At 68.7% G+C, this 22,882-nt stretch carries 20 protein-coding genes; 11 read left to right on the top strand and 9 right to left on the bottom strand.

What is annotated here, in order from left to right; translation table 11 throughout:
* Nucleotides 1–119 precede the first annotated feature (119 nt).
* A complete protein-coding gene (locus tag TX83_RS08690) occupies nucleotides 120–347 on the top strand; it encodes a DUF6116 family protein (protein ID WP_064747558.1) in 228 nt (75 codons plus the stop codon).
* Nucleotides 348–349: 2 nt separating this feature from the next.
* Nucleotides 350–1,114: a TatD family hydrolase gene (locus TX83_RS08685; RefSeq protein ID WP_428992547.1), complete on the top strand. Its 765-nt coding sequence runs from the start codon at nucleotides 350–352 to the stop codon at nucleotides 1,112–1,114.
* A 79-nt stretch (nucleotides 1,115–1,193) separates the two neighbouring features.
* Here TX83_RS08685 and TX83_RS08680 read toward each other — a convergent pair whose 3' ends face one another.
* Nucleotides 1,194–2,012 carry a tRNA threonylcarbamoyladenosine dehydratase gene (locus TX83_RS08680; protein WP_064747557.1) on the bottom strand — a complete coding sequence of 273 codons (819 nt, stop codon included), beginning with the start codon at nucleotides 2,010–2,012 and terminating at the stop codon, nucleotides 1,194–1,196.
* A 198-nt stretch (nucleotides 2,013–2,210) separates the two neighbouring features.
* On the opposite strand from TX83_RS08680, the gene TX83_RS08675 reads away from it, so the two are divergent.
* The 3 genes from TX83_RS08675 (at nucleotide 2,211) to TX83_RS08665 (ending at nucleotide 4,758) form a co-directional block, all read left to right on the top strand.
* Complete coding sequence (locus TX83_RS08675) at nucleotides 2,211–2,663, top strand: cytochrome c (RefSeq protein WP_064747556.1); 453 nt, start codon at nucleotides 2,211–2,213, stop codon at nucleotides 2,661–2,663.
* A gap of 202 nt (nucleotides 2,664–2,865) precedes the next feature.
* Complete coding sequence (locus TX83_RS08670) at nucleotides 2,866–3,357, top strand: glycine zipper 2TM domain-containing protein (protein ID WP_064747555.1); 492 nt, start codon at nucleotides 2,866–2,868, stop codon at nucleotides 3,355–3,357.
* Nucleotides 3,358–3,651: 294 nt separating this feature from the next.
* On the top strand, nucleotides 3,652–4,758 hold the full coding sequence (locus TX83_RS08665) for a M35 family metallo-endopeptidase (protein ID WP_064747554.1): 1,107 nt from the start codon (nucleotides 3,652–3,654) through the stop codon (nucleotides 4,756–4,758).
* Nucleotides 4,759–5,712: 954 nt separating this feature from the next.
* On the opposite strand, the gene TX83_RS08660 is transcribed toward TX83_RS08665, so the two are convergent.
* Nucleotides 5,713–5,922 (bottom strand): cold-shock protein, encoded by a 210-nt coding sequence (locus TX83_RS08660; RefSeq protein WP_064747553.1) that lies wholly within the window; start codon nucleotides 5,920–5,922, stop codon nucleotides 5,713–5,715.
* Nucleotides 5,923–6,138: 216 nt separating this feature from the next.
* Here TX83_RS08660 and TX83_RS08655 point away from each other — a divergent pair, with 216 nt between their 5' ends.
* Both TX83_RS08655 and TX83_RS08650 read left to right on the top strand, forming a co-directional pair.
* A complete protein-coding gene (locus tag TX83_RS08655) occupies nucleotides 6,139–6,624 on the top strand; it encodes a DUF456 domain-containing protein (protein WP_064747552.1) in 486 nt (161 codons plus the stop codon).
* A gap of 131 nt (nucleotides 6,625–6,755) precedes the next feature.
* Nucleotides 6,756–7,931 carry a phospholipase A gene (locus tag TX83_RS08650; RefSeq protein ID WP_064747551.1) on the top strand — a complete coding sequence of 392 codons (1,176 nt, stop codon included), beginning with the start codon at nucleotides 6,756–6,758 and terminating at the stop codon, nucleotides 7,929–7,931.
* A 239-nt stretch (nucleotides 7,932–8,170) separates the two neighbouring features.
* Here TX83_RS08650 and TX83_RS08645 read toward each other — a convergent pair whose 3' ends face one another.
* Both TX83_RS08645 and TX83_RS08640 read right to left on the bottom strand, forming a co-directional pair.
* Nucleotides 8,171–9,751: a fumarate hydratase gene (locus TX83_RS08645; RefSeq protein ID WP_064747550.1), complete on the bottom strand. Its 1,581-nt coding sequence runs from the start codon at nucleotides 9,749–9,751 to the stop codon at nucleotides 8,171–8,173.
* Between the two features lie 613 nt (nucleotides 9,752–10,364).
* The gene (locus TX83_RS08640) at nucleotides 10,365–10,568 is read right to left on the bottom strand and encodes a hypothetical protein (RefSeq protein ID WP_064747549.1); all 204 of its coding nucleotides are present in this window, start codon (nucleotides 10,566–10,568) and stop codon (nucleotides 10,365–10,367) included.
* A 467-nt stretch (nucleotides 10,569–11,035) separates the two neighbouring features.
* Between TX83_RS08640 and TX83_RS08635 the strand changes: the two genes are divergently transcribed.
* Together TX83_RS08635 and TX83_RS08630 are read left to right on the top strand one after the other, a co-directional pair.
* Nucleotides 11,036–12,919 (top strand): ABC transporter ATP-binding protein, encoded by a 1,884-nt coding sequence (locus TX83_RS08635; RefSeq protein ID WP_064747548.1) that lies wholly within the window; start codon nucleotides 11,036–11,038, stop codon nucleotides 12,917–12,919.
* Between the two features lie 76 nt (nucleotides 12,920–12,995).
* Nucleotides 12,996–14,201 carry a PQQ-dependent sugar dehydrogenase gene (locus TX83_RS08630; RefSeq protein ID WP_261370071.1) on the top strand — a complete coding sequence of 402 codons (1,206 nt, stop codon included), beginning with the start codon at nucleotides 12,996–12,998 and terminating at the stop codon, nucleotides 14,199–14,201.
* Nucleotides 14,202–14,603: 402 nt separating this feature from the next.
* Here the strand turns inward: TX83_RS08630 and TX83_RS08625 are convergent, their stop codons facing one another.
* Nucleotides 14,604–16,997, bottom strand: coding sequence for a Tex family protein (locus TX83_RS08625; protein WP_064747581.1), 2,394 nt, complete (start codon nucleotides 16,995–16,997; stop codon nucleotides 14,604–14,606).
* A 270-nt stretch (nucleotides 16,998–17,267) separates the two neighbouring features.
* On the opposite strand from TX83_RS08625, the gene TX83_RS08620 reads away from it, so the two are divergent.
* Nucleotides 17,268–18,077, top strand: a complete 810-nt coding sequence (locus tag TX83_RS08620; protein ID WP_064747547.1) for a ferredoxin--NADP reductase — start codon at nucleotides 17,268–17,270, stop codon at nucleotides 18,075–18,077.
* A gap of 71 nt (nucleotides 18,078–18,148) precedes the next feature.
* On the top strand, nucleotides 18,149–18,688 hold the full coding sequence (locus TX83_RS08615) for a TlpA family protein disulfide reductase (RefSeq protein WP_222423740.1): 540 nt from the start codon (nucleotides 18,149–18,151) through the stop codon (nucleotides 18,686–18,688).
* 97 nt (nucleotides 18,689–18,785) lie between these two features.
* Here the strand turns inward: TX83_RS08615 and TX83_RS08610 are convergent, their stop codons facing one another.
* The 4 genes from TX83_RS08610 to TX83_RS08595 form a co-directional block, all read right to left on the bottom strand.
* Nucleotides 18,786–19,091, bottom strand: a complete 306-nt coding sequence (locus TX83_RS08610; RefSeq protein ID WP_141233425.1) for a hypothetical protein — start codon at nucleotides 19,089–19,091, stop codon at nucleotides 18,786–18,788.
* Between the two features lie 19 nt (nucleotides 19,092–19,110).
* The gene (locus tag TX83_RS08605) at nucleotides 19,111–19,593 is read right to left on the bottom strand and encodes a glutathione peroxidase (RefSeq protein ID WP_064747580.1); all 483 of its coding nucleotides are present in this window, start codon (nucleotides 19,591–19,593) and stop codon (nucleotides 19,111–19,113) included.
* Nucleotides 19,594–19,898: 305 nt separating this feature from the next.
* Complete coding sequence (locus TX83_RS08600; RefSeq protein WP_064747544.1) at nucleotides 19,899–22,196, bottom strand: TonB-dependent receptor; 2,298 nt, start codon at nucleotides 22,194–22,196, stop codon at nucleotides 19,899–19,901.
* Nucleotides 22,197–22,417: 221 nt separating this feature from the next.
* Nucleotides 22,418–22,732, bottom strand: a complete 315-nt coding sequence (locus tag TX83_RS08595) for a hypothetical protein (protein ID WP_141233424.1) — start codon at nucleotides 22,730–22,732, stop codon at nucleotides 22,418–22,420.
* Nucleotides 22,733–22,882: the final 150 nt, after the last annotated feature.

Below are 22,882 nucleotides of genomic sequence, written 5' to 3'. Positions count from 1 at the left end.
CTGAACCGGTGCCTATTGATTTTCGCCAGTCTGTCCCCGGCATGAACCCCGCTGCGCACGCGTGCTAGCGTGTTCGCGAACGCCGTCACACCCTATCGACGCCCTATCCGACCGCCGCCATGACCAATCCGCTGCTCGCTCCCCTGATGGGCTTCCTCGGCCGCCTGAGTTATCCGCGGCTGTTCATGGTCACCGCCGCGCTGTTCGCGCTGGACGTGGTAGTCCCGGACTTCGTGCCCTTCGCCGACGAACTGCTGCTCGGCCTGGGCACCTTGCTGCTGGCCAACTGGAAGAACCGCAAGAGCCCGCAGCCGCCGCTGGAGCCGCCGGCGCCCGGCACGCGCTGAACGTGAGCCTGACCGACAGCCACTGCCACCTCGACGCGGCCGAATTCGACCGCGACCGCGAGGCGGTGATCGCACGTGCCGCGGCCGCCGGAGTGACCCGCCAGGTGGTGCCCGCGGTCGACGCCGGCAGTTGGCCCAAGCTGCGCGATGTCTGCGCCGCCGCGCCCGGACTGCATCCGGCCTACGGCCTGCACCCGATGTACCTGGACGCGCACCGCCCCGAGCATTTGCGCGAACTGCGCGACTGGATCGAGCGCGAGCGCCCCTGTGCGGTCGGCGAATGCGGCCTGGATTTCTTCGTCGAAGGGCTGGACCGCGAGCGGCAGGCGTTTTACTTCGACGGCCAACTGGCCCTGGCGCGCGAATACGGCCTGCCGGTGATCGTGCATGCGCGGCATTCGGTCGACGCGACGATCGCCGCGATCCGCCGCGTCGGCGGCCTGCGCGGCGTGGTCCACAGCTATTCCGGCAGCGAAGAACAAGCCGCGCAGTTGTGGAAACTCGGTTTCCTGCTCGGCCTCGGCGGGCCGTTGACCTACGATCGCGCCAAGCGCCTGCGCCGGATCGTCGCCGGCATGCCGCTGGAGCAATTGCTGTTGGAAACCGACGCCCCGGACCAACCCGACTCCGGGATCCGCGGTCAGCGCAACGAGCCGGCGCGGCTGGCGACGATCTGCGCGACCGTGGCCGAACTGCGCGGCGAGACCCCGGAACGCATCGCCGAGGCGACCAGCGCCAACGCGGCGCGGCTGTTCGGCTTGAGCTAGCCGCTTAGGAGGCAGGGGCGGACGTGGGGCGCAAGGAGCGAGCGGAACACATCGCCCTGCCCGCTCAACGCCTCTTCGCTCACGCCTGCTTCTTCAGCAGCAACTCCAGCGCCCGCCCCACCGCCGCGAACGCGAACACCCCGGTGATGTGCGTGGCCGCGCCGAGGCCGGCGCCGCAATCGAGCTTGAGCGCGGCATCGCCGTCGAGCTTGGGCCGCAGGCCGCAGACCGTGCCGTCGGGCTGCGGGTACTTCACGTTCTCCAGCGAATAGATCGCCGATACGCCGAAGTAGCGGTCCGGGTTCTTGGGGAAATTGAATTCGCCGCGCAGCTTCTTGCGGATCAGCGCCAGCATCGCGTCGTGCTCGGTGCGCGAGAGGTCGCGCACCCGCACCAGGGTCGGGTCGGTGCGGCCGCCGGCCGAGCCGACCGCGATCACCGGCAGCTTGCGCCGCCGGCACCAGGCGATCAGCTCGACCTTGCTGCGGAAACTGTCGCAGGCGTCCAGTACCAGGTCGAAGCCGCGGTCGAGCAGTTCGTCGAGGTTGGCCGGGGTCAGGAAGCTCTGCACCGCCTCGACCTCCATCGCCGGGCTGATCGCGCGGCAGCGCTCGGCCATGGCCTCGACCTTGGCCCGGCCGTACTGGCCCTCCAGGGCCGGCAACTGGCGGTTGGTGTTGGACACGCACAGGTCGTCGGCATCGATCAGGGTCAGGTGGCCGACGCCGGTCCGCGCCAGCGCCTCCACCGCCCAGGACCCGACCCCGCCCATGCCGACCACCGCAACCCGGCAGCGCCGCAGGCGCGCGACCGTGCCGCGGCCGTAGAGCCGGTCGACGCCGGCGAAGCGTTCCTGCCAGACGGCGTCGGCAGGGGGTTCGGAAATGGCTGCATTCATCCGCGCATTGTAGTTCGCCGGCGCCCTGCGATCGGCGCCGGCGAGGGAATGCTGCGGATGGCGGGCGCAGCGTTGCCGGGGCCGTGGCACATACCGTCCGGCCGGCCGGATCGACCGATCGCGGGCCCGTCCCCGCGCCGACTCCGGCCTCACACGCCCCCATGCTATGTTCGCGGGCAATTGGACGGAGGCCAGGCAATGAGCAATACCCAGCCCACAGATGCAGCACCCAAGCGCAAAGGCAATGGTTCGAAATATCTGTTCTTGTTCCTGATCGGCCTGATCGGCGGCGTGGTCGCCACGGTCATGGCGGTGCGCGCGCTCGAACAGCGCAAGGATCATTTCCCCGACAGCGTCATGCACGTGCAGCAATGGCATCTGGGACAGCTCAAGAGCAAGGTCGAGCAGAACCGCTGCGCCGCCACCGACACCCTGCCGCACATGAAGGCGCTGCGGACCATGGCCGACGATCTCGAGCCGGCCTTCCCCGACCTCAAGGACGACCAACGCTTCGGCCAGCACGCCAGCAAGATGCGTGCGGCGCTCGACGGCGCGCTGGCCAGCCCGCCGCTCAACTGCGCCGGCGTCAGCGCCGTGTCGGAGCAGATCGGCGAAGCCTGCAAGGCCTGCCACCAGGATTTCCGCGGCTGAGCCCGCGGCACGGCGCCGGCGTCGCGCGACGCCGGCGCCGCGATCGCCCCACCGCATTCGTCGCCTTCCCCGCCGCGAGCTGAACGCAGCCGCGCGCGGTGCACGAACGGGTGGCGAAATTGAACACGTGTTCACGCAGGGCTGGATAGCGTGGCAGGCGCGTGGCGATGCCCGCCACATGCCTCTAGCGCAGGAGCCTCGAATGAACACCAATCAATTCCGACTGCTGGGCCTGGCCGCGACGGCCACCTTGGCGCTCGCCGGCTGCGCGACCTCGCCGGGCTACAGTGGCGGCGGCTACAACAGCTATCCGCCGCCCTCGCAGCCGAGCTACAACCAGAACAACTGCTACGACTGCGGCGTCGTCACCCGGATCGAACAGATCAGCCCCGCCAGTACCGCCCCGCGCGCCACCGGCGCCGTGCTGGGCGGCCTGGTCGGCGCCGTCGCCGGCCGCGAGATCGCCGACGACCACACCGACAGCAAGGGCCGCAAGAACACCGCCACCGTGGCCGGCGCGGTCGCCGGCGCGATGGCCGGCAACGCGATCCAGAACCGGGTCGGCGCGCCGAGCTACAACCTCTATGTGCGCATGAACGACGGCCGCACCGTCGTGGTCACACAGAAGGACATCGGCGGAATCCGCGAGAACACCTACGTCCGCGTCGCCAACGGCCGCGCCTACATTCGCTGAGCCGTGCCGACATCGCCGCGCTCGGCGGCGATGTAACAAAGTAACGAAACGAAGCGAAAAACGGCCCGCATCGCGGGCCGTTTTTTTGCGCGCCGTCCGCGCCGCCGACGCCGCGCGTCGCGTTCCCGACCCGCGTCACGATTGCGCGCGGAACTGGCGCACCTATCGCTGTCTCCATGACCGCCGCGTTGCGCTACGGTCGTTCGCGTCCGCACTGCGGACGCAGGCCGTCGCTCGCGTCCGCGCGGCGAGCCCAAGTCGATACCAGCCAACGCAAGCTCAGGAGATCGTGCAATGAAACTTCGCTTCCTGCCCGTGGTGTCCGCCGGCGCCGTCCTCACCGGCGCCATCGCCGCCGCCGTCGCCGCCCCGGGCGCGGCCCAGAACAATCCGCTGCGCGTGGGCCTGGTCGCGGTGAACGGCGCCGCCGACGATTTCCTGGGCGCGGTCGAAATCAGCATCACCAACACCGGCCGCAAGGCGGTGCGCCTGCCGAAGTGGCAGTTGCCTTCGGACGAGTTCGACGCGCGCCTGTTCGACATCAGCTATGCCGGCAAACCGGTCGCCTACGAGGGCGCGCTGGTCAAGCGCGGCCTGCCGAGCGCGGAGGATTTCGCGATCCTGCAACCGGGCGAAACCTATCGCCGCACCATCGACCTGTCGGCCGGCTACGACCTCTCGCGCACCGGCCAGTACGTGGTGCGTTTCAATGCGCCGCTGCAGCATGCCTCGACGTCCGACCGCGCCATGCTGCGGCAGAACAACGGCCTGCCGATGAGCGCGCAGAGCGTGCCGCTGAGCCTGTGGGTGGACGGCCTGGACCAGCTCGGCGGCAGCAAGATCGCGGCGGCGGCGAAGAAGCCGATCGGGCCGACCGCGGTGGTCAACGGCGTCAACTACGTCGGCTGCACCACCTCGCGCATCAGCGCCGCCGGGCAGGCGGTGGTGTCGGCGCGCGGCTACTCCGAGAACGCCAAGGGCTACCTCAACGGCGGCTCGGTCGGCCCACGCTACACCAGCTGGTTCGGCGCCTACGCCGACAGTCGCTACGCCACCGCGCGCCAACACTTCGTCGCCATCGATCAGGCGATGGACCAGAACAGCGGCCAGATCACCATCAACTGCGGTTGCAGCAGCAGCGCCTACGCGTACGTGTATCCCAATCAGCCGTATCAGATCTACGTCTGCAACGCGTTCTGGAATGCGCCGCAGACCGGCACCGATTCCAAGGCCGGCACCCTGATCCACGAAATGAGTCACTTCACCGTCGTCGCCGGCACCGATGATCACGCTTACGGGCAGGGAGCGGCGCAGAACCTGGCCGCCACCAACCCCAATGCGGCGCTCGATAACGCCGACAACCACGAGTATTTCGCCGAGAACACGCCGTACCAGAACTGAGCCCGCCGCCGCCGGCGCGTTCGCGCGTCGGCGGCCGGATCGGAAGCAAAGCGCAAATCCCCCTGCCCCCGTTGTTTCAAAGGAGGCGATAGGCGGCGACGTTGGCCATTGGCCGGGGATGCGCTTCGGCATACGGACGTCGGCAGGTCTTCCGCGCCGCGGCTCGCGCAGGGGCCGGAATCGCCGAGTCTCCTGCTGCGCAGCGCGCATCGGCCTGCCCGTCCAGGTCATAGGCTCCTGTCCGCCTCCCCGCCTCCTGAGTCGAACTCCAGGCTCAAAGTCCGAGGCTTCGCCCGTCCCCGATTCCCGATTCCTGCCAAGGCCGTCGACCCCATTGCCCGCACCGATGCGTTGCAACCATCGGGCCCGGCGGCAGGAAGTCGCAGCGAACGGCAAGGAGGCGGAGGGCGCGGCGGAAGACGAGGCCGCCGCGCCGTCGACCGGGCTCGGCGCGGCCAGGAGGGCCGCGACGCACGCAACAAGGCGAGATATCGGATGCGTGCGATCCGGCACGGAGGCGCCGGCCGTCGATGAGGCGGCGGTCGGCGGGTCGGGGGCTTCGCGCCCCCGGCTCGTCCGGACCGCCCATGCCGTTCGGTCGAGCCGCCCGTCCTGCGTCCACAGCCCGGCCGGATTCAGCCGCGCCGCCCACGCAGGCGGCATGCATGCACGCCATCGGGCCATCGAAAGAGGGAATCCGGGCGGGTCGCCAGCGGGTTTACCCTGCGATCGCGCTGCGGGCTTGGATCGATTCAAGCGCGACGACCGTCTTGGTTTCAAACGGAACTACACCGATCGCGCGCACGCTTTGAAACATTCGCGTGACGATCGCGCAAGCAATCGGCGATTTTGTGATGTTTATCGAACTTCAAAACAAGAAAAACCCGGCCGGGGCCGGGTCTTTCCGATGCGATCGCGTCGCCTGCGGCGTCGCGACGGATCTTAGGGGGTGCGTCAGATCGGCTCGACCGCGTCGGCCTGCAGGCCTTTCTGGCCCTGGACGACGTTGAAGCTGACCTTCTGGCCTTCCTTCAGGCTCTTGAAGCCCTGGACCTGGATCGCGCGGAAGTGCACGAACACGTCCTCGCCGTTTTCACGGCTGATGAAGCCAAACCCCTTGGCGTCATTGAACCACTTGACGGTCCCGGTTTCTTTCGCGGACATCGCTACTCTCTCCTTGAAACGTGGTGTTGTTAACGCGACTGGACTCGCGTGCTGGTTGCAAGGAGGAAGCGAGGTGCAACGATGTAGCGGATCGACGGATCAACCGCATCGGGCCACGATTCACGGTGACCCTTGGCAAACGCAGCGACCGCAACGTACCCCGACATCGGTGAAAATGCAAACCGGCCGGACACCCCGTCCGGACAGGGAATAAGCATGGATTTGCAGACACTTTATTACATATTGGCCGCCGTCCTGGTGGTGATCGGAATCGTCGGCACGGTGCTCCCGGCCCTGCCCGGCCTGCCCCTGGTCTTCGTCGGCATGGCCCTGGCCGCCTGGGCCTCGGATTTCGAGAAAGTCGGCTGGGTCACCCTGGTCGTCCTGGGCCTGCTGACCGCGCTGTCCCTGGGGATCGACTTCCTCGCCACGGCGATGGGAGCCAAGCGGGTCGGCGCCAGCAAGCTGGCCTTGATCGGCTCGGTGATCGGCACCTTCGCCGGTCTCGCCTTCGGTCTGGTCGGGGTCTTCGTCGGCCCCTTCGTCGGCGCCCTGATCGGTGAGCTGATCCACACCCGCGAACTGTCCAAGGCCACCCAGGTCGGGATCGGCACCTGGGTCGGCATCATCGTCGGCACCGTGCTCAAGTTCGGCCTGGCCTTCGCCATGGTCGGCCTGTTCGCCCTGGCCTGGTTCTTCTGAACGGCGCCCTGCCGGTACCGGCCCTTCGCCGGTTCTGCTGAACCGACCGGCCGCGGCGACGCGGCCGGTTCACGCCTCGTTCGCACGCCGATGCAAGACTGCAGCGGTTTGCCGTACGCCGACCCGACGCCATGACCTCTGCTCTGTCCCGAACCCGATCGCTGCCCTGTCTGCTCCTGGCCATCGCCCCCATCGCGGCCGGCGCGCAGGAGGCCAAGCCGCAACCGGCGACGCCCGAAGCCTGTCTGGCGATCGCCAACGACGCCGATCGCCTGAGCTGCTACGACAGCGCGCTGGGCCGCAGCGCGGCCGGCGTGCGCCAGGCCGATATCGCCGCCAAGGAAGCCAAGGCGATCCAGCGCAACCTGGAACTCGGCGACCAGCTCGAAGGCGCGCCCAAGCCCGGCCTGGGCGAGCGGGCCAAGCGCGCGGTCGGCGCCAACGACCTGTTCAGTCACGAAGAAGCGCTCGACAGCGCGATCGCCAACGCCGGCAAGGGCGGCCTGCTCGACAGCCGCTGGGAACTGGCCAAGGACTCCAAGCTCGGCGTGTTCAACTTCCGCGCCTACAAGCCGGTGTATCTGCTGCCGGCGTTCTGGAGCAACAAGCCCAACGTGCTGCCGCATTCGCCCAACCCGCGCAACACGGTGACCCAGCCGCAATCGCTCAAGGACGTCGAGGCCAAGTTCCAGATCAGCTTCAAGACCAAGGCGGTGGAAAACCTGTTCGGCGACAACGGCGACATCTGGATGGGCTACACCCAGTCCTCGCGCTGGCAGGTCTACAACGGCGAGGATTCGCGCCCGTTCCGCGAAACCAATTACGAACCCGAAGTGATGCTGGTGTTCCGCAACAACTACCGCATCGGCGGTTGGAACGGGCGCATGGCCGGGATCGGCATCAACCACCAGTCCAACGGCCGCGCCGATCCGTTCTCGCGCAGTTGGAACCGGGTGATCGGCCAGATCGGCTGGGACCGCGACAACTGGGCGGTCGTGGCGCGACCGTGGTGGCGTTTGTCGGACGGCAACGACGACGACAATCCGGATATCGAGGACTACATCGGCCGCGGCGACCTGACCATCGTCCATACCCGCGGCGGCCACGAGTTCTCGCTGATGGCGCGGCATTCGCTGCGCGGCGGCGACCGTTCGCACGGGGCGCTGCAGTTCGACTGGGGCTTCCCGATCCACAACCAGCTGCGCGGCCATCTGCAGATCTTCGACGGCTACGGGGAGAGCATGATCGATTACAACCATCGCGCCACTTACGTCGGCCTGGGCATCTCCTTGCTGGAGTGGTACTGAGCCGCGCCGCTTTTCCGTAGGAGCGGCGTAAGCCGCGACAACCGGAGCGATGTACGCAAGCGCCGCCACCGACGCCGGGACCGCCGGTTTCGACGCGCGACACGGCTTCGTAAAAGGCGCGGTATTGCACCGCTTCGGTTGTCGCGTCTCGCGCCGTTCCTACAGAGGCGAGTGGCATCGCCAATGCGAAAACGCCCGGCGCGAGGCCGGGCGTTTTCGCAGGCGGATGCGGCGGCCGATCAGGCCGATTCGACCACCACCGGAATCTTGCCGAGCATTCCGCCCGAAATCCGCGCCTGCCATTCCTTCGGCCCGGTCTTGTGCACCGACTCGCCGGCGCTGTCGACCGCGACCGTCACCGGCATGTCCTGCACGGTGAATTCGTAGATCGCTTCCATGCCCAGGTCGGCGAAACCGACCACGCGCGAGGCCTTGATCGCCTTCGACACCAGATAGGCCGCGCCGCCGACCGCCATCAGATAGACCGACTTGTGCTTCTGGATCGCCTCGATCGCGGCCGGGCCGCGCTCGGCCTTGCCGACCATGCCGAGCAGGCCGGTCTGCGCCAGCACCTGTTCGGTGAACTTGTCCATGCGCGTGGCGGTGGTCGGGCCGGCCGGGCCGACGACCTCGTCGCGAACCGGATCGACCGGGCCGACGTAGTAGATGAAGCGGCCCTTGAAGTCGACCGGCAGCGGCTCGCCCTTGTTGAGCATGTCGACCATGCGCTTGTGCGCGGCATCGCGGCCGGTCAGCAGCTTGCCGTTGAGCAGCAGCACTTCGCCCGGCTTCCAGTTGGCCACGTCTTCGGCGGTGACCGTGTCGAGATCGACGCGACGGCCCTTGGACGAGTCGTAGGTCAGTTCCGGCCAGTCCTCCAGCGACGGCGGGTCGAGCATGACCGGACCGCTGCCGTCGAGGGTGAAGTGGGCATGGCGGGTCGCGGCGCAGTTCGGGATCATCGCCACCGGCAGGTTGGCGGCGTGGGTCGGATAGTCCTTGACCTTGATGTCGAGCACCGTGGTCAGGCCGCCCAGGCCCTGTGCGCCGATGCCGAGCGCATTGACCTTCTCGTACAGCTCCAGGCGCAGCTCTTCGGCGCGATTGCTCGGCCCGCGCGCCTGCAGGTCGGTGATGTCGATCGGCTCCATCAGCGATTCCTTGGCCAGCAGCATCGCCTTCTCGGCGGTGCCGCCGATGCCGATGCCGAGCATGCCCGGCGGGCACCAGCCCGCGCCCATGGTGGGCACGGTCTTGAGCACCCAATCGACGATGGAATCGGACGGGTTGAGCATGGCGAACTTGGACTTGGCCTCCGAGCCGCCGCCCTTGGCGGCGACGATCACGTCCACGGTGTTGCCGGGCACGACCTTGACGTTGACCACCGCCGGCGTGTTGTCGCGGGTGTTGCTGCGCTTGCCGGCCGGATCGGCCAGCACGCTGGCGCGCAGCTTGTTGTCGGGATGGTTGTAGGCGCGGCGCACGCCTTCGTTGACCATGTCCTCCACGCCCATCGTCGCCCCGTCCCAACGCACGTCCATGCCGATTTCCAGGAACACGGTGACGATGCCGGTGTCCTGGCAGATCGGCCGGTGGCCTTCGGCGCACATGCGCGAGTTGATCAGGATCTGCGCGATCGCGTCCTTGGCCGCGGGCGATTCCTCGCGCTCGTAGGCGGCGGCGAGGTTCTTGATGTAGTCGACCGGGTGGTAGTAGCTGATGTACTGCAGGGCGTCGGCGACGGACTGGATCAGGTCGTCCTGGCGGACGACGACCGGGCCCGAAACGGCGGGAGCGGAGGAGGACGAAGAAGCGGTCACGGCGGGCGTAAGGCTGGCGGTGGGGCGATTATTCTACCTGCCCCGGCCGGCCCGGGCCCGCGGCCCCGTGCAGCGGCCCGGTTCGGCCAATGGCCCCGCTTCTCGACGGTTCGCTTTTCGACGGCCCGCTTCTCGACGGCCCGCTTCTAGACAGCCAGTTCCTCGGTAACCAGTTCCGCGTCTGCCCGACGCCGGGGCAGCCCGTGCCGGCAGGTCGCCCGTGTCCCCGTCCCCTGCTCCGCCCGCTGCGCCGTTCAATCCCGTGGCGGCACTGGGCGCGCTGGTTCGCCTGCTGTGCGGGCTGTTTGCGCTGTCGGCGGCGCCGCAGTTCGCACCGGTCCACGCGTCCCTCGGCGCCGGCCTGCCCTGGCCGACCCGGCTGCTAGATGGCCCCTGGGCCCTGTGCCTGCTGCCGCTGCTGACCGCTGCGGTCTGGGTCCTGAGCCCCGCGGCGGCGCGACCTGGCGGCCTGCCTGTTCGGCATCGGCGCCTGGCTCGCCGGACTGGCGGCGGCGCTGGTCGCGCCGTACCTGCCGATCTACCAGCTCGCCGCGACGCTGTAAGCCGCCGGCGCGACGGCCCGCCCCCTCACGGAGGCGGGCCGCGGTGCGGCTTACTGCGGGCAAGCGTCGAGCACGCAGGAGCGCCAGAACACATCGCACATCGACGGGCTGCCGCCGCCGTCCAGGCAGGGCTGACGGACTTCCTGGTCGCAGTACACGCCGCCGGCGCAGACGATGATGTCGCGCGAGGACGCGGTGGCGCCGAAGGCGAAACCGAACGCGGCCACGGCCACGGCGAACAGCTTGATCTTCATTCGAACTCTCCTTTTCGGATGGTGGATCTTTCGTTGAGGTAGCGAGGCTTGCACAGCCTGTCCGGCCGGGCCGGAGACGACGCACGCCGCGCGCGGGCTGCGCACGCGCGACGAAAGGACGAAGCGGCTTAAAGCAGAAGACCCGTCAGGCCCGTCGCGCCATCGATGGGCGACGACCGCAATCGGCGTTCCACGTCGAAAAGGACCGGACTGGGCAGCAGCGGGCGGATCGGCATGCGGACACTCCCTGTCGTCGTGGCGCGGGCGGAACTCGCCGGAGTCCGCGCCGGTGCACTTGCGCCAGCCTGGGCGCGACCGGCCCACGTTAGCCGCTGTGTCCGGACAAGGGTAGCCGCAGTGCAGCACGCCCCGGCGGCGGGACGTGCGCGCGCTCACTGTTCGCCGCATCGACCCGCCCTTCCCCGCGCGTGCACGCGAGCGTCCGCCGTTCGCGGCACAATCGCGACATGAATTCAGCCGCCAGCGAATCCCGCGTTCCGCCCCGTTCCGGCGACGGCAAGCCCAGCCTGCGCGAACGTTTCGACGCCCTGCGCAACTTGCCGCCGTTCCTGCGCCAGATCTGGAGCACCAGTCCGGGCCTGACCCTGATGACGCTGAGCCTGCGGCTGATACGGGCCTTGCTGCCGATCGCCACGCTGTACGTCGGCAAGCTGATCATCGACGAAGCCGTGCGCCTGGTCGCGGCGGGGCCGGACGTGGATTCGCTGGCCGCCGCCTGGCACGGCGGCCAGCTCGACACCTTGCTCGCGTTGCTGGCGCTGGAGTTCGGGCTCGCGGTCGCCTCCGACCTGCTCGGCCGCCTGGTCAGCTATGGCGACGCGCTGCTGTCGGAACTGTTCACCAACGCCACCAGCGTGCGCCTGATGGAGCACGCGGCGACCTTGGATCTGGAGGATTTCGAAGACCCCGAACTGCAGGACAAGCTCGATCGCGCCCGCCGCCAGACCATGGGCCGGATGAACCTGATGAGCCAGTTGTTCGGCCAGGTGCAGGACAGCATCACCGTGGTCGCGTTCGCGATCGGTCTGCTGGTGTATGCGCCTTGGCTGATCGCCCTGCTCGCCATCGCCCTGGTGCCGGCCTTCGTCGGCGAAGCCCATTTCAACGCGCTGAGCTATTCGCTCAATTACGCCTGGACCCCGGAGCGCCGCCAGCTCGAGTACGTGCGCCAGATGGGCGCCAGCGTCGAGACGGCGAAGGAAGTGAAGATCTTCAACCTGCACCGGTTCCTGATCGCGCGCTATCGCGCGCTGGCGGAGAAGTTCTACCGCGCCAGCCGCGCCCTGGCCCGTCGGCGCGCATTCTGGGGCACGCTGCTGGCCGCCTTGGGTACGCTGGGCTACTACGTCGCCTACGGCTACATCGCCTGGCGCACGGTGCGCGGCGATTTCAGCATCGGCGACCTGACCTTCCTCGCCGGCAGCTTCCTGCGCCTGCGCCAGTTGCTGGAAGGACTGCTGGTCGGCTTCTCGCAAGTCGCCGGCCAGGCCCTGTATCTGGACGATCTGTTCTCGTTCTTCGAAATCAAGCCCGAAATCGTGTCGCCGGCGTTGCCGCGGCCGGTGCCGCGGCCGATCCGGCACGGCTTCGCGTTCGAGAACGTCGGCTTCCGTTATCCCGATGCCGAACGCTGGGCCCTGCGCGGGCTGAACTTCGAACTGCGCGCCGGCGAAGTGCTGGCGCTGGTCGGCGAGAACGGCGCCGGCAAGACCACCCTGGTCAAGCTGCTGGCGCGACTGTACGACCCCGACGAAGGCCGCATCCTGCTCGACGGCCGCGACCTGCGCGAGTACGACCTGGATGAGTTGCGCGCCAACGTCGGCGTGGTGTTCCAGGATTTCGTCCGTTATCACCTCACCGCCGGCGAGAACATCGGCGTCGGCCAGATCGACGCCATGCACGACCGGGCGCGGATCCGCGATGCGGCGCGGCGCGCGCTCGCCGACGAAGTGATCGAATCGCTGCCGCGCGGCTACGACCAAGTGATCGGGCGCCGCTTCAAAACCGGGGTCGACCTGTCGGGCGGACAATGGCAGAAGATCGCCATCGCCCGTGCCTACATGCGCGACGCCCAAGTCATGATCCTGGACGAACCGACCGCGGCACTGGACGCGCGCGCCGAGTTCGAGGTATTCCAGCGTTTCAAGGAACTGTCGGCGCAACGCACCGCGGTGTTGATCTCGCACCGGTTCTCCAGCGTGCGCATGGCCGACCGTATCCTGGTGCTGGCCGAGGGCCGCCTGGAGGCCAGCGGCACGCATGCCGAGCTGCTCGCCCAGGGCGGGCGCTACGCCGAATTGTTCGAATTGCAGGCGGCCGGTTATCGCTGAGCCGTCGCGACGCCGCCGCAGCCGATCCGATCGAAAGATCCGAATCCACGATCCGCTTGAAAACCGGGAGCCATGCATGACCGCCGTCCGACCCGAGCCGATGTTCCGCCGCGCCGTCCTCGGCCTGGCCCTGATCGCCGCCCTGGCCGCCTGCCAGCGCGGCCAGGACGCCGCCGCGGCGACCGCGCAACCGGCGCCGAAGCAGCAGATCGCGCACGACGTCGCAAGCGAGCGCGGCACCGTGCGGGTAGTCGAAGTCGCCACCGGTCTGGAGCACCCCTGGGCCGTCGCGCTGCTGCCCGACGGCGGCTTCCTGGTCACCGAGCGGCCCGGCCGCCTGCGCCGGGTCGGCGCCGACGGCGCGATTTCCGCGCCGATCGCCGGCGTACCGCAAGTCTGGGCGCAGGGACAGGGCGGTCTGCTGGATGTGATCCTGGCGCCGGATTTCGCCAGCAGCCGACGCATTTATCTCAGCTACGCCGAGCCGGGCCCGGACGGCAGCGCCGGCACGGCGGTGGCCTCGGCCACGCTCGGCGATGCCGCATTGAGCGAGGTCAAAACGATCTATCGCCAGCAGCCCAAGCTCGAAGGGCCGAACCACTTCGGTTCGCGCCTGGCCTTCGATCGGCAAGGGCATTTGTTCGTCAGCCAGGGCGAGCGCCAGCAACGCATGGCCTCGCAGGAACTGGACAAACTGCAGGGCAAGCTGGTGCGGATCAACGCCGACGGCAGCGTGCCCGCCGACAACCCCTTCGTCGGCCGCGACGGCGCGCGTGCGGAGATCTGGAGCTACGGCCATCGCAATATGCAGTCGCTGGCGGTCGACCCACGCACCGGTACCGTGTGGGAAGCCGAGCACGGTCCGCGCGGCGGCGACGAAATCAATCTGCCGCAGGCCGGCAAGAACTACGGCTGGCCTATCGTCACCCACGGCATCGACTATAGCGGGCTGAAGATTTCCGAAGCCGAAGGCAAGGAAAAGCCGGGCATGGAATCGCCCTACCACGTCTGGGAAAAATCGCCGGCCTTGTCGGGCATGGCGTTCTACGTGAATCAACCGCAGTCGCCTTGGAACGACAGCCTGTTCCTGGGCGCGCTGGCCGACGGCAGTCTGATCCGGCTGAGCCTGGACGGCGACAAGATCGTCGCCGAGGAGCGCTTGCTGAAAGAACTGGACTGGCGCATCCGCGACGTGCGCGTGTCGTCCGACGGCAAGGTGTTCGTGCTGACCGACGAAACCGACGGCAAGCTGCTGCGGTTGGACCCGCCGGCGGCGAAGTGAGCGGCGGGCCCAGGCTTTTGTAGGAGCGGCGCGAGCCGCGACAACCGCAGCGACGTACACAAGCGCAACGGCGAAGCCCGGGCAGTCGGGAAGCGACGCCGTGTTGTACGGCGACGGCAGCCGCGCGGCGCCGGCGGCAGGCGTGGTACTTCACCGCTACCGCGGTCGCGGCCGGCGACCGCAGGAAATCCCGTGGGACGCCGCCCCTACGGGCGCTGGTTGCCGGCTTCGATCGTTTTCTAAGGCCCTGGGAGTTATGCGCGTCCCTTGGTCGCGGCTCGCGCCGCTCCTACCCCCAGGCGCAAACTCGTCTCGCCGCGGCAATGGATAGCCCCTCTCGCGCTTGCGGGAGAGGGGTTGGGATGAGGGCCACGTGCCCGGGGCGAGGGCCGCGCCGCCACGTCAGCTCTTCTGCTTGGCCCGCGCGAAAGCGTCGGCCAGGGCGCCGCCCAGCGGCGCGGCGGCGGCCTTGCCCGGCGGCGAGAACGATCCGCCGCGCGCATGATTGTCGCGCCGGCCGCCGCGGTCGTGGCCGCGGCCGGCGTTGCGCTCGGGACGCTCGCTGCGCTCGCCCGGCGCACGCGGCGCCGCCGGCAGCGGGTCGTCCAGACGACGGGTCAGGGCGATGCGCTTGCGCGCGATGTCGACTTCCAACACCCGCACCTTGACCACGTCGCCGGCCTTGACCACGTCGCGCGGGTCCTTGACGTACTTGTCCGACAAGGCCGAGATGTGGATCAGGCCGTCCTGGTGCACGCCGATGTCGACGAAGGCGCCGAACGCGGCGACGTTGCTGATCACGCCTTCCAGGATCATGCCGACCTGCAGGTCCTTGAGCTCCTCCACGCCGTCGGCGAACTTGGCCGCCTTGAACTCCGGGCGCGGGTCGCGACCGGGTTTCTCCATTTCCTTGAGGATGTCGCGCACGGTCGGCACGCCGAACTTCTCGTCGGTGTACGACTCCGGCTTGAGGCTGCGCACGAACTGCGGATCGCCGAGCAACTGCTTCACCTCGCGGCCGCATTGCTTGACGATGCGCTCGACCACCGGATAGGCCTCCGGGTGCACCGCCGACGCATCCAACGGCTCCTCGCCGCCGACGATGCGCAGAAATCCGGCGCATTGTTCGAAAGTCTTCTCGCCCAGGCGCGGCACCTTGAGCAGGGCCTTGCGCGACGCGAACGGGCCGTTCTCGTCGCGGTGGCGGACGATGTTCTCGGCCACCGTCGAGGACAGCCCGGACACGCGCGCCAGCAGCGCCGCCGAAGCGGTGTTCACGTAGACGCCGACCGCGTTCACGCAGTCCTCGACCTTGGCGTCGAGCGCGCGCGCCAGGCGGTACTGGTCGACGTCGTGCTGATACTGGCCGACGCCGATCGCCTTGGGCTCGATCTTGACCAGTTCGGCGAGCGGGTCCTGCAGGCGCCGTGCGATCGACACCGCGCCGCGCAGGCTGACGTCGAGGTTGGGGAACTCCTTGGCGGCGAACTCGGAGGCCGAGTACACCGAAGCGCCGGCTTCGCTGACCACGACCTTGGTCAGCTTGAGTTCGGGCGCAAGCTTGATCAGGTCGCCGGCGAGCTTGTCGGTCTCGCGCGAAGCGGTGCCGTTGCCGATCGCGATCAGCTCGACCTGGTGCTTGGCGCACAACGCGCGCAGCGCGTGCAGCGACTGATCCCACTGCCGGCGCGGTTCGTGCGGGTAGATGGTGTCGGTGGCGACCAGCTTGCCGGTGGCGTCGACCACCGCGACCTTGACCCCGGTGCGCAGGCCCGGGTCCAGGCCCAGGGTCGCGCGCGGACCGGCCGGCGCGGCCAGCAACAGGTCCTTGAGGTTGTCGCCGAACACATCGATGGCCTCGGCCTCGGCCTTCTCGCGCGCCTGGCCGAACAGGTCCAACATCAGGTGCAGGTGCAGCTTGGCGCGCCAGGTCAGGCGGCAGCAGTCGAGCAGCCAGCGATCGGCCGGACGGCCCTGGTCGCGGATGCCGGCGTTGAGCGCGACCCGCGCTTCGCCCTGCTGATGCCCGGCCTCGGCGTCGCTGCCTGGGTCGAGGTCGAGGAACAGCACCTCTTCGCGGCGCGCGCGGAACAGCGCCAGCAGGCGGTGCGAAGGAATCTTGGCCAGCGGTTCGGCGTGGTCGAAGTAGTCGCGGTACTTGGCGCCTTCGTTCTCCTTGCCCTCGGCGACGCGGGCGCGGATCACCCCGACTTCGGTCAGCCAGGTACGCAGTTCGCCGACCAGCTTGGCGTCTTCGCCCCAGCGCTCCATCAGGATCGCGCGCGCACCGTCCAGCGCCGCCTTGACGTCGGCGACCTGCTTGTCCGCGTCGACGAATCCGGCAGCGCACTCCTCCGGCTTGAGCATGGGATCGGCGAGCAGTGCGTCGGCCAGCGGTTCCAGGCCGGCCTCGCGGGCGATCTGGGCCTTGGTCCGGCGCTTGGGCTTGTACGGCAGATACAGGTCTTCCAGCCGCGCCTTGCTGTCGGCGGCCTCGATGTCGGCGCGCAGTTCGTCGCTGAGCTTGCCCTGCTCGGCGATGCTCTCCAGCACCGCGGCGCGACGGTCTTCCAACTCGCGCAGATAGCGCAGCCGGCTTTCCAGATCGCGCAGTTGGGTGTCGTCGAGCCCACCGGTCACTTCCTTGCGGTAGCGGGCGATGAAGGGCACGGTGGCGCCTTCGTCGAGCAGGCCGATCGCGGCCTGGGCCTGGGCGGGCTGGGCGTTGATTTCGGCGGCGATGAGCAGGGCGATCTTCTTGGCGACCTGTGCGGACTGCGCGTTCTTGTCTTGCATCGTTTCCAATCGGCTGGCCCCGCCGGGCGGGGGACGGGACGATTGTGGCAATGCCGGCGTGAAGACGAAACCCATTGACAGGGCTGGATTTTTGCGGCCGGAAAGGGACGCGGGCAGGCACCGGCGAATGACGGACCGGACCGGCGATGGCGCAAAGCGGTCCGGGACTTTGCCGCGTCCTGTCGCCCGGCCGCTATCCCCTGCCCCAGATAAGAACCGCTCTCATCCATCGGCTACAATGGCCGCCCCGCGCCACCCGACCTCACCGGCATGTCCTCCGCTTTTGGCACCGAGACGGTGCTGGACGTCCGTCACTGGACCGACGACTACTTCAGCTTCACCACCACCCGCGACGACGGCTTCCGTTTCGAGAACGGCCAGTTCGTCATGATCGGTCTGCAAGTCGAGCAGGCGGACGGCTCGTTCAAGCCGCTGCTGCGCGCGTACTCGATCGCCAGCGCGAACTGGGAAGAACAGCTCGAGTTCTTCAGCATCAAGGTGCCCAACGGCCCGCTGACCTCGCGCCTGAAGTCGATCCGGCCCGGCGACAGCGTGCTGATCGGACGCAAGCCGACCGGCACCTTGCTGATCCACGACCTGCACCCCGGCCGCAACCTGTACTTGCTCGGCACCGGCACCGGTTTCGCGCCGTGGCTGTCGGTGATCAAGGACCCGGAAACCTACGACCGCTTCGAGAACGTGGTGCTGTGCCACGGCGTGCGCAGCGAACAGGACTTGGCGTACCGCGACTACATCGTCAACGAGCTGCCGCGCCACGAGTTCCTCGGCGAGCAGATCGCCGCCAAGTTGAAGTACTACCCGGCAGTCAGCCGCGAGGCTTTCGTGTTCGACGGCCGCGACCAGCGCGGCCGCCTGACCGACATGATGGACAGCGGCCGGATGATGCAGCAGCTCGGCCTGCCGGCGCTGGACGCCGAGCATGATCGGGCGATGATCTGCGGCAGCCCGCAGATGCTGGCCGACTTCCGCGAAATCCTCGACCGCCGCGGCTTCGTCGCCGCACCGCGGATCGGCACGCCGGGCCAGTACGTGTTCGAACGCGCCTTCGTCGAGAAGTGATTCCCGCATCGGTCACGCGGCCCGACGCGGCCGGCGCGCGACGCCGGCGGCGTGGCGCGCTCGCCGCCCTGTTGCTCGGCCTGTCCGGCGCCGCCTGTGCCGCCGAACTCGCCGGCGCGCCGCTGACCCCGCCGCCGGTTTCCGCTGCACCGCCCCCCCGTACCGCCTTGCGGATCGGTCAGGCCCCACCGGAATGGCTGGGCCTGGACCGCAACGGCCGCTCGCTGCAGGTCGGTCAGTATCGCGGCCGGGCCCTGCTGGTGGTGTTCTGGGCCGGCTGGTGCGGGCAATGCCGCAGCGAACTGCCGCTGTTGGCGGCGCTGCACCGCGGCTTCGGCCGCGAACGTTTGGCCGTGGTCGCGATCAACCACGCCGAATCGCGCCAGGACTTCGATGCCTTCGTCCGGCTCAACCCCGGCCTGGACTTCGAATTCGTCCACGACCCGGGCACGGTGGCGCGCCATTACGGCGTGCGCGCGGTGCCGCAGGTGTTCCTGATCGACGCGCAAGGGCGGTTGACTCATCAACAGCGAGGTTACTCGCCGGAGAAGATCGACGCGCTGGCCCGGGAACTGCGCGGCTTGCTGCCGTCTACCGGCCGGCGCGACTGAGCGCGCGATCCGGACCGACCTCGCGGCCGCGGTTCGCGTCCGATCGTCGAAGAGACGGTTACCGAACCGACGGTTCGCGGCCGCAAGAGCGCCCGGCTTACAGTCCGTTCCGGCGATCCCAACGCACACAGGCGATGTCGAGCGTGGCGAGCGCGCACGCCCCCATCGCGCCGAAGGCCGCCGACGCCCACCATGCGGGCGCGAACAACAGCGGCGCAGCCCAGGCGGCGGCGAACAACGGCGCCACCCCGCCCCAGCCGGCGCGTTTGTACGGCCACGGCAAGGCGCGGTAGCGGCGCGCCTTGCCCGGCGCGCGGGCGAACTCGCGCCGCTGCAGCGCGGCGGCGGCCGCCACGGTCAGCGCATAGGCGATCGGCGCCAACCACCACGCACCCGGCGGCATGTCCGCGAGCGGCCCCGCGTCAGGCCAGGGCCTTCTCGATGTCCGCCGCGATCGACTCGGGCTTGTCGGTCGGCGCGTAGCGCTTGATCACCTTGCCGTCGCGGCCGACCAGGAACTTGGTGAAGTTCCACTTGATCGCATCGATGCCGAGGAAGCCGCCCTTCTCGTCCTTCAGCCATTTCCACAAGGGGTGTGCGGCGTCGCCGTTGACGTCGATCTTGGCGTACATCGGGAAGGTCACGTCGTAGGTCAGCGAGCAGAAGTTCTTGATCTCGGCCTCGTCGCCGGGCTCCTGGTGGCCGAACTGGTCGCAGGGGAAGCCGAGCACTTCGAAGCCGCGGGCATGGTACTCGCGCTGCAGTTTTTCCAGGCCGGTGTACTGCGGGGTGAAGCCGCATTTGGAGGCGACGTTGACGATCAGCAGGACCTTGTCGCGGTAACGGTCCAGCGACTGGGTCTGGCCGTCGATGTCGTTGGCGGAGAAGTCGTAGGCGGTGGTCATGGCGGGCTCGCGGCCGTGGGGATGGCCCACCATAGCGCGTCGGGATGACGTTGTCCGGGCAGAGCGCGCGAAAGCAAAAAAACCAATCCCCCTCCCCCTTTTTCACGGGCGAAAAGGCAAGTGCGATTGGAGATCGAGATCAAATCCCGCTTTCACTTAGCCAATCCCCAATCCCGAATCCCGAATCCCCAATCCCGAATCCCCAATCCCGAATCCCCAATCCCGAATCCCGAATCCCAGCCCAAAAAAAACGGCCCGCCGAAGCGGGCCGTTCTTTTTTTGGGGGGCTCAGCCCGCGCCTCGGCTCAGAACGAAGCCTTGAACTCCACGCCGACGATGCGCGGGTCGTTGACGAAACCGACCAGGTTGTTGAAGTCGATGCCGCCGACGGCGCGCACTTCGTCGAGGATGTTGCGGCCGTACAGGGCCAGGTCGTAACGGCCGCCGTCCCACATGTAGCCCACGCGCAGGCCGCCTTCGGTCAGCGACTTGCCGCGGAACTCCTTGGACTCATACAGGAAGAAGTTCACTTCGCTGCGATAGGCCCAGTCGGTGTAGACGTAGAACTCGTTGCCGTTGGCCAGCGGCAGGGTGTAGCGCGCGGTCAGGTTGTAGACCCACTTCGGCGCCTGCGGCAGCGGATTGCCGTCGATCGCCGCCAGGGTCTGGCCGTTGCGCACCACCAGCGGATCGGTCACGGTGCAGCCGCCGCCGCAGGGGGCGACGAACAGGTTGCCGTCCTGGATCTCGGTGTCGTTGTAGCTGGCGCCGAAGGTGACCATGAGGTTGTCGGTCAGGTAGGCGTCGAGGTCGACTTCGAAGCCCTGGCCGACGGTCTTGTCGGCATTGACCAGGATGGTCTGGTTGAGCGCGCCGCCGACGGCGTTGAGCTGCTGGTTGTCGACGGTGTAGCGGAACAGCGCCACGCCCAGGCGGGCGCGCTTGTCCCACAGGTCGGCCTTGAGGCCGGCTTCGTAGGAGATCACCTTCTCCGCGTCGGCCACCGACGGGCTCGGCGGCACCTGGAACAGCAGGCGGCCCTGGATGCTCGGCGCGCGGAAGCCCTTGGCGACGCGCGCGTACAGGTTGATGTCGTCGGTGGCCTGGAACACGCCGCTGACGTCCCAGCTGACGTCGTCGACGTCGGTGTTGACCTTGAACGGGCCCGACACCGGCGCGCCGAACGGCGCGCTCTGCAGCACGCTGGCGCTGAAATCCTTCTCGTCCTGGGTGTAGCGCAGGCCGCCGCGCAGCTTGAAGCGATCGGTCACCGCGTACTCGACCGAGCCGAACGCGGCCCAGGCCTTGTTGCGCTGCTTCTGCTGCGCATGGCCGGCCTGCGCGCCGCCGCCGAGGGTGTCGTAGTTCAGGCTGTCGACGGTGATGTCTTCGTCGAAGTAGAACAGGCCCGCCTGCCAGTTGAACGGGCCGGCGTAGTTCGACTCCAGGCGGAATTCCTGGGTCCACTGGCGGTGGTCCGGCAGGCCGTCGGCCGATTCGGCGGTGAACGGAATGCCGCGCGGGGTGCTGCCGCCGGGCAGGAACTCGGCGCCGATGCCGCCGTCGATGTCGCCGCGGCTGAGCGAGTCGGCCGACTCGTAGCCGGTGATCGAGTACAGGGTCAGGTCGTTGGACAGGTCCCAGCTCAGGCGCGCGCTGGCGCCGAAGGTGTCCAGCTTCTGGAAGTTGCGGCCGTCGATGCCGACCTTGTCGACGTCGAAGCCGTCGACCAGGTCGTTGCTGCCCGGCTTGAACAGCATCGCCCGGAACAGGCGCGCGGTGCCCTTGAGGTGGCGCGCGTGGACGTTGAACAGCGCATCGAAGGTGTCGCTGCCGTCGTACTGCAGCTGCAGGCGCAGCGCCGACTCGTCGTAGCCTTCCAGCTCGCGGTTGCTGCGCGCGTTCGGATTGGTGTTGTCGACCCAGTCGCCGCGGCGCTGGTACATGCCCGAGGCGCGGCCGGACCAGTTGGCGCCGAGCGGGCCGCTGATCGCGCCTTCGAAGTTGGTGGTGCCGTAGGTGCCGTAGGAGATCTGGCCGTAGCCTTCCAGCTCGCGGGTCGGCTTGGCCGATTCGAACTTGACCACGCCGGCCGGGGTATTGCGGCCGAACAGGGTGCCCTGCGGGCCGCGCAGCAGTTCGACGTTCTCCAGGTCGAACACCGGGAAGCCCTTCAGCAGCGGGTTCTCCAGGACGATGTCGTCGTACACCAGCGACACCGGCTGGGAGGCGTTGAGATCGAAGTCGGTGTTGCCCAGGCCGCGGATGTAGAAGCGCGGGAAGGCGCGGCCGAACGAGGATTCGATGTTGAGGCTGGGCAGGCGGCCCGACAGGAAGCGGATGTCGCCGCCGCCGGAGCCGAGCACGTGCAGCTTCTCGCGGTCGACCGTGGTCAGCGCGACCGGCACGTCCTTGGCGCGTTCGACCTTGCGCTGCGCGGTCACCATCAGCGCATCGAGGGTCTTGGCTTCGCCTTCGGCCGGCGCGGCGGGCGCGGTGTCCTGGGCGAAGGCGGCGGCGGAAGCCAGGCTCAGGCCGATGGCGGCGGCGAGGACGCCGGCGCGCGGGGCATGACGACGAAGCGCACGAAGGTGCTGGGGCATGGTCGGATTTCTCGTGGACGCGGCGCCGCGGCGGCGCCAGTTCGGGGGGAAGACCGCCGCGGCTCCTCAACGGGAATGCGCGCGCGGCGTTCGGCGATCGGACCGTCCCTTGACGGCCGTGACGCGGACCTGCCCGCGCCCCTGGGCGACTCATTGACCGGGGAATGTTACCAAATCATTAAAAGAGCTGGTGCTCCAAAGCCCATTACCATCGGGTCGGTTCAGGGACGCCATTCCAGATGGGCCGGCAGCGCAGCCGGGTCCAGGCCCCGCTGCGCCGGCGGCCGCGCCGGCTCGGTCGCGGTCTTGGGCGGCACCCGGCAGAACCGGAACCGCAGCGAGGCCCCACCGACGCTCGCCGCCGGCACCCTCAATCGATAACGCAGGCGGCGTTCGGCCTCGGCGCGTCCGTACGGAACCAGCCGCCCGAGCACGGTGCCGTCGGCGTCGCGCACTTCCAGGGTTTCCCCGGGCTGCAGGGGTCGGTACTCGACCACCAGCAGCAGTCGCGCGGCGCCCGCCGGCCGGGGCGGCACGGCCAACTCGCGCAGAGGCGGCGGCGTGGCGGCAGCGGCGAACACAGCGACGAGGACGGCGCAAGCGAGCCCGCCCGCCGCCGCCCACGCCCGCCATCCCCGCAACCGCCGCATCGCCATCGTTGCGCCCGCCTCGCCGTCCGCGTCCGT

It is taken from the genome of Lysobacter antibioticus HS124, from assembly GCF_000336385.2.
In the GTDB taxonomy this organism is placed as follows: domain Bacteria; phylum Pseudomonadota; class Gammaproteobacteria; order Xanthomonadales; family Xanthomonadaceae; genus Lysobacter; species Lysobacter firmicutimachus.
This window is presented reverse-complemented; position numbering and strand designations above follow the sequence as displayed.

Excerpts from the sequence above, each read along its gene's own strand:
- TX83_RS08600 (WP_064747544.1), bottom strand. The coding sequence starts at position 22,196 with ATGCCCCAGCACCTTCGTGCGCTTCGTCGTCATGCCCCGCGCGCCGGC.
- TX83_RS08605 (WP_064747580.1), bottom strand. The coding sequence starts at position 19,593 with ATGACCACCGCCTACGACTTCTCCGCCAACGACATCGACGGCCAGACC.
- TX83_RS08680 (WP_064747557.1), bottom strand. The coding sequence starts at position 2,012 with ATGAATGCAGCCATTTCCGAACCCCCTGCCGACGCCGTCTGGCAGGAA.
- TX83_RS08650 (WP_064747551.1), top strand. The coding sequence starts at position 6,756 with ATGACCTCTGCTCTGTCCCGAACCCGATCGCTGCCCTGTCTGCTCCTG.
- TX83_RS08655 (WP_064747552.1), top strand. The coding sequence starts at position 6,139 with ATGGATTTGCAGACACTTTATTACATATTGGCCGCCGTCCTGGTGGTG.
- TX83_RS08640 (WP_064747549.1), bottom strand. The coding sequence starts at position 10,568 with ATGAAGATCAAGCTGTTCGCCGTGGCCGTGGCCGCGTTCGGTTTCGCC.
- TX83_RS08625 (WP_064747581.1), bottom strand. The coding sequence starts at position 16,997 with ATGCAAGACAAGAACGCGCAGTCCGCACAGGTCGCCAAGAAGATCGCC.
- TX83_RS08665 (WP_064747554.1), top strand. The coding sequence starts at position 3,652 with ATGAAACTTCGCTTCCTGCCCGTGGTGTCCGCCGGCGCCGTCCTCACC.
- TX83_RS08610 (WP_141233425.1), bottom strand. The coding sequence starts at position 19,091 with ATGCCGCCGGGTGCGTGGTGGTTGGCGCCGATCGCCTATGCGCTGACC.
- TX83_RS08620 (WP_064747547.1), top strand. The coding sequence starts at position 17,268 with ATGTCCTCCGCTTTTGGCACCGAGACGGTGCTGGACGTCCGTCACTGG.
- TX83_RS08675 (WP_064747556.1), top strand. The coding sequence starts at position 2,211 with ATGAGCAATACCCAGCCCACAGATGCAGCACCCAAGCGCAAAGGCAAT.
- TX83_RS08630 (WP_261370071.1), top strand. The coding sequence starts at position 12,996 with ATGACCGCCGTCCGACCCGAGCCGATGTTCCGCCGCGCCGTCCTCGGC.
- TX83_RS08660 (WP_064747553.1), bottom strand. The coding sequence starts at position 5,922 with ATGTCCGCGAAAGAAACCGGGACCGTCAAGTGGTTCAATGACGCCAAG.
- TX83_RS08670 (WP_064747555.1), top strand. The coding sequence starts at position 2,866 with ATGAACACCAATCAATTCCGACTGCTGGGCCTGGCCGCGACGGCCACC.
- TX83_RS08690 (WP_064747558.1), top strand. The coding sequence starts at position 120 with ATGACCAATCCGCTGCTCGCTCCCCTGATGGGCTTCCTCGGCCGCCTG.
- TX83_RS08635 (WP_064747548.1), top strand. The coding sequence starts at position 11,036 with ATGAATTCAGCCGCCAGCGAATCCCGCGTTCCGCCCCGTTCCGGCGAC.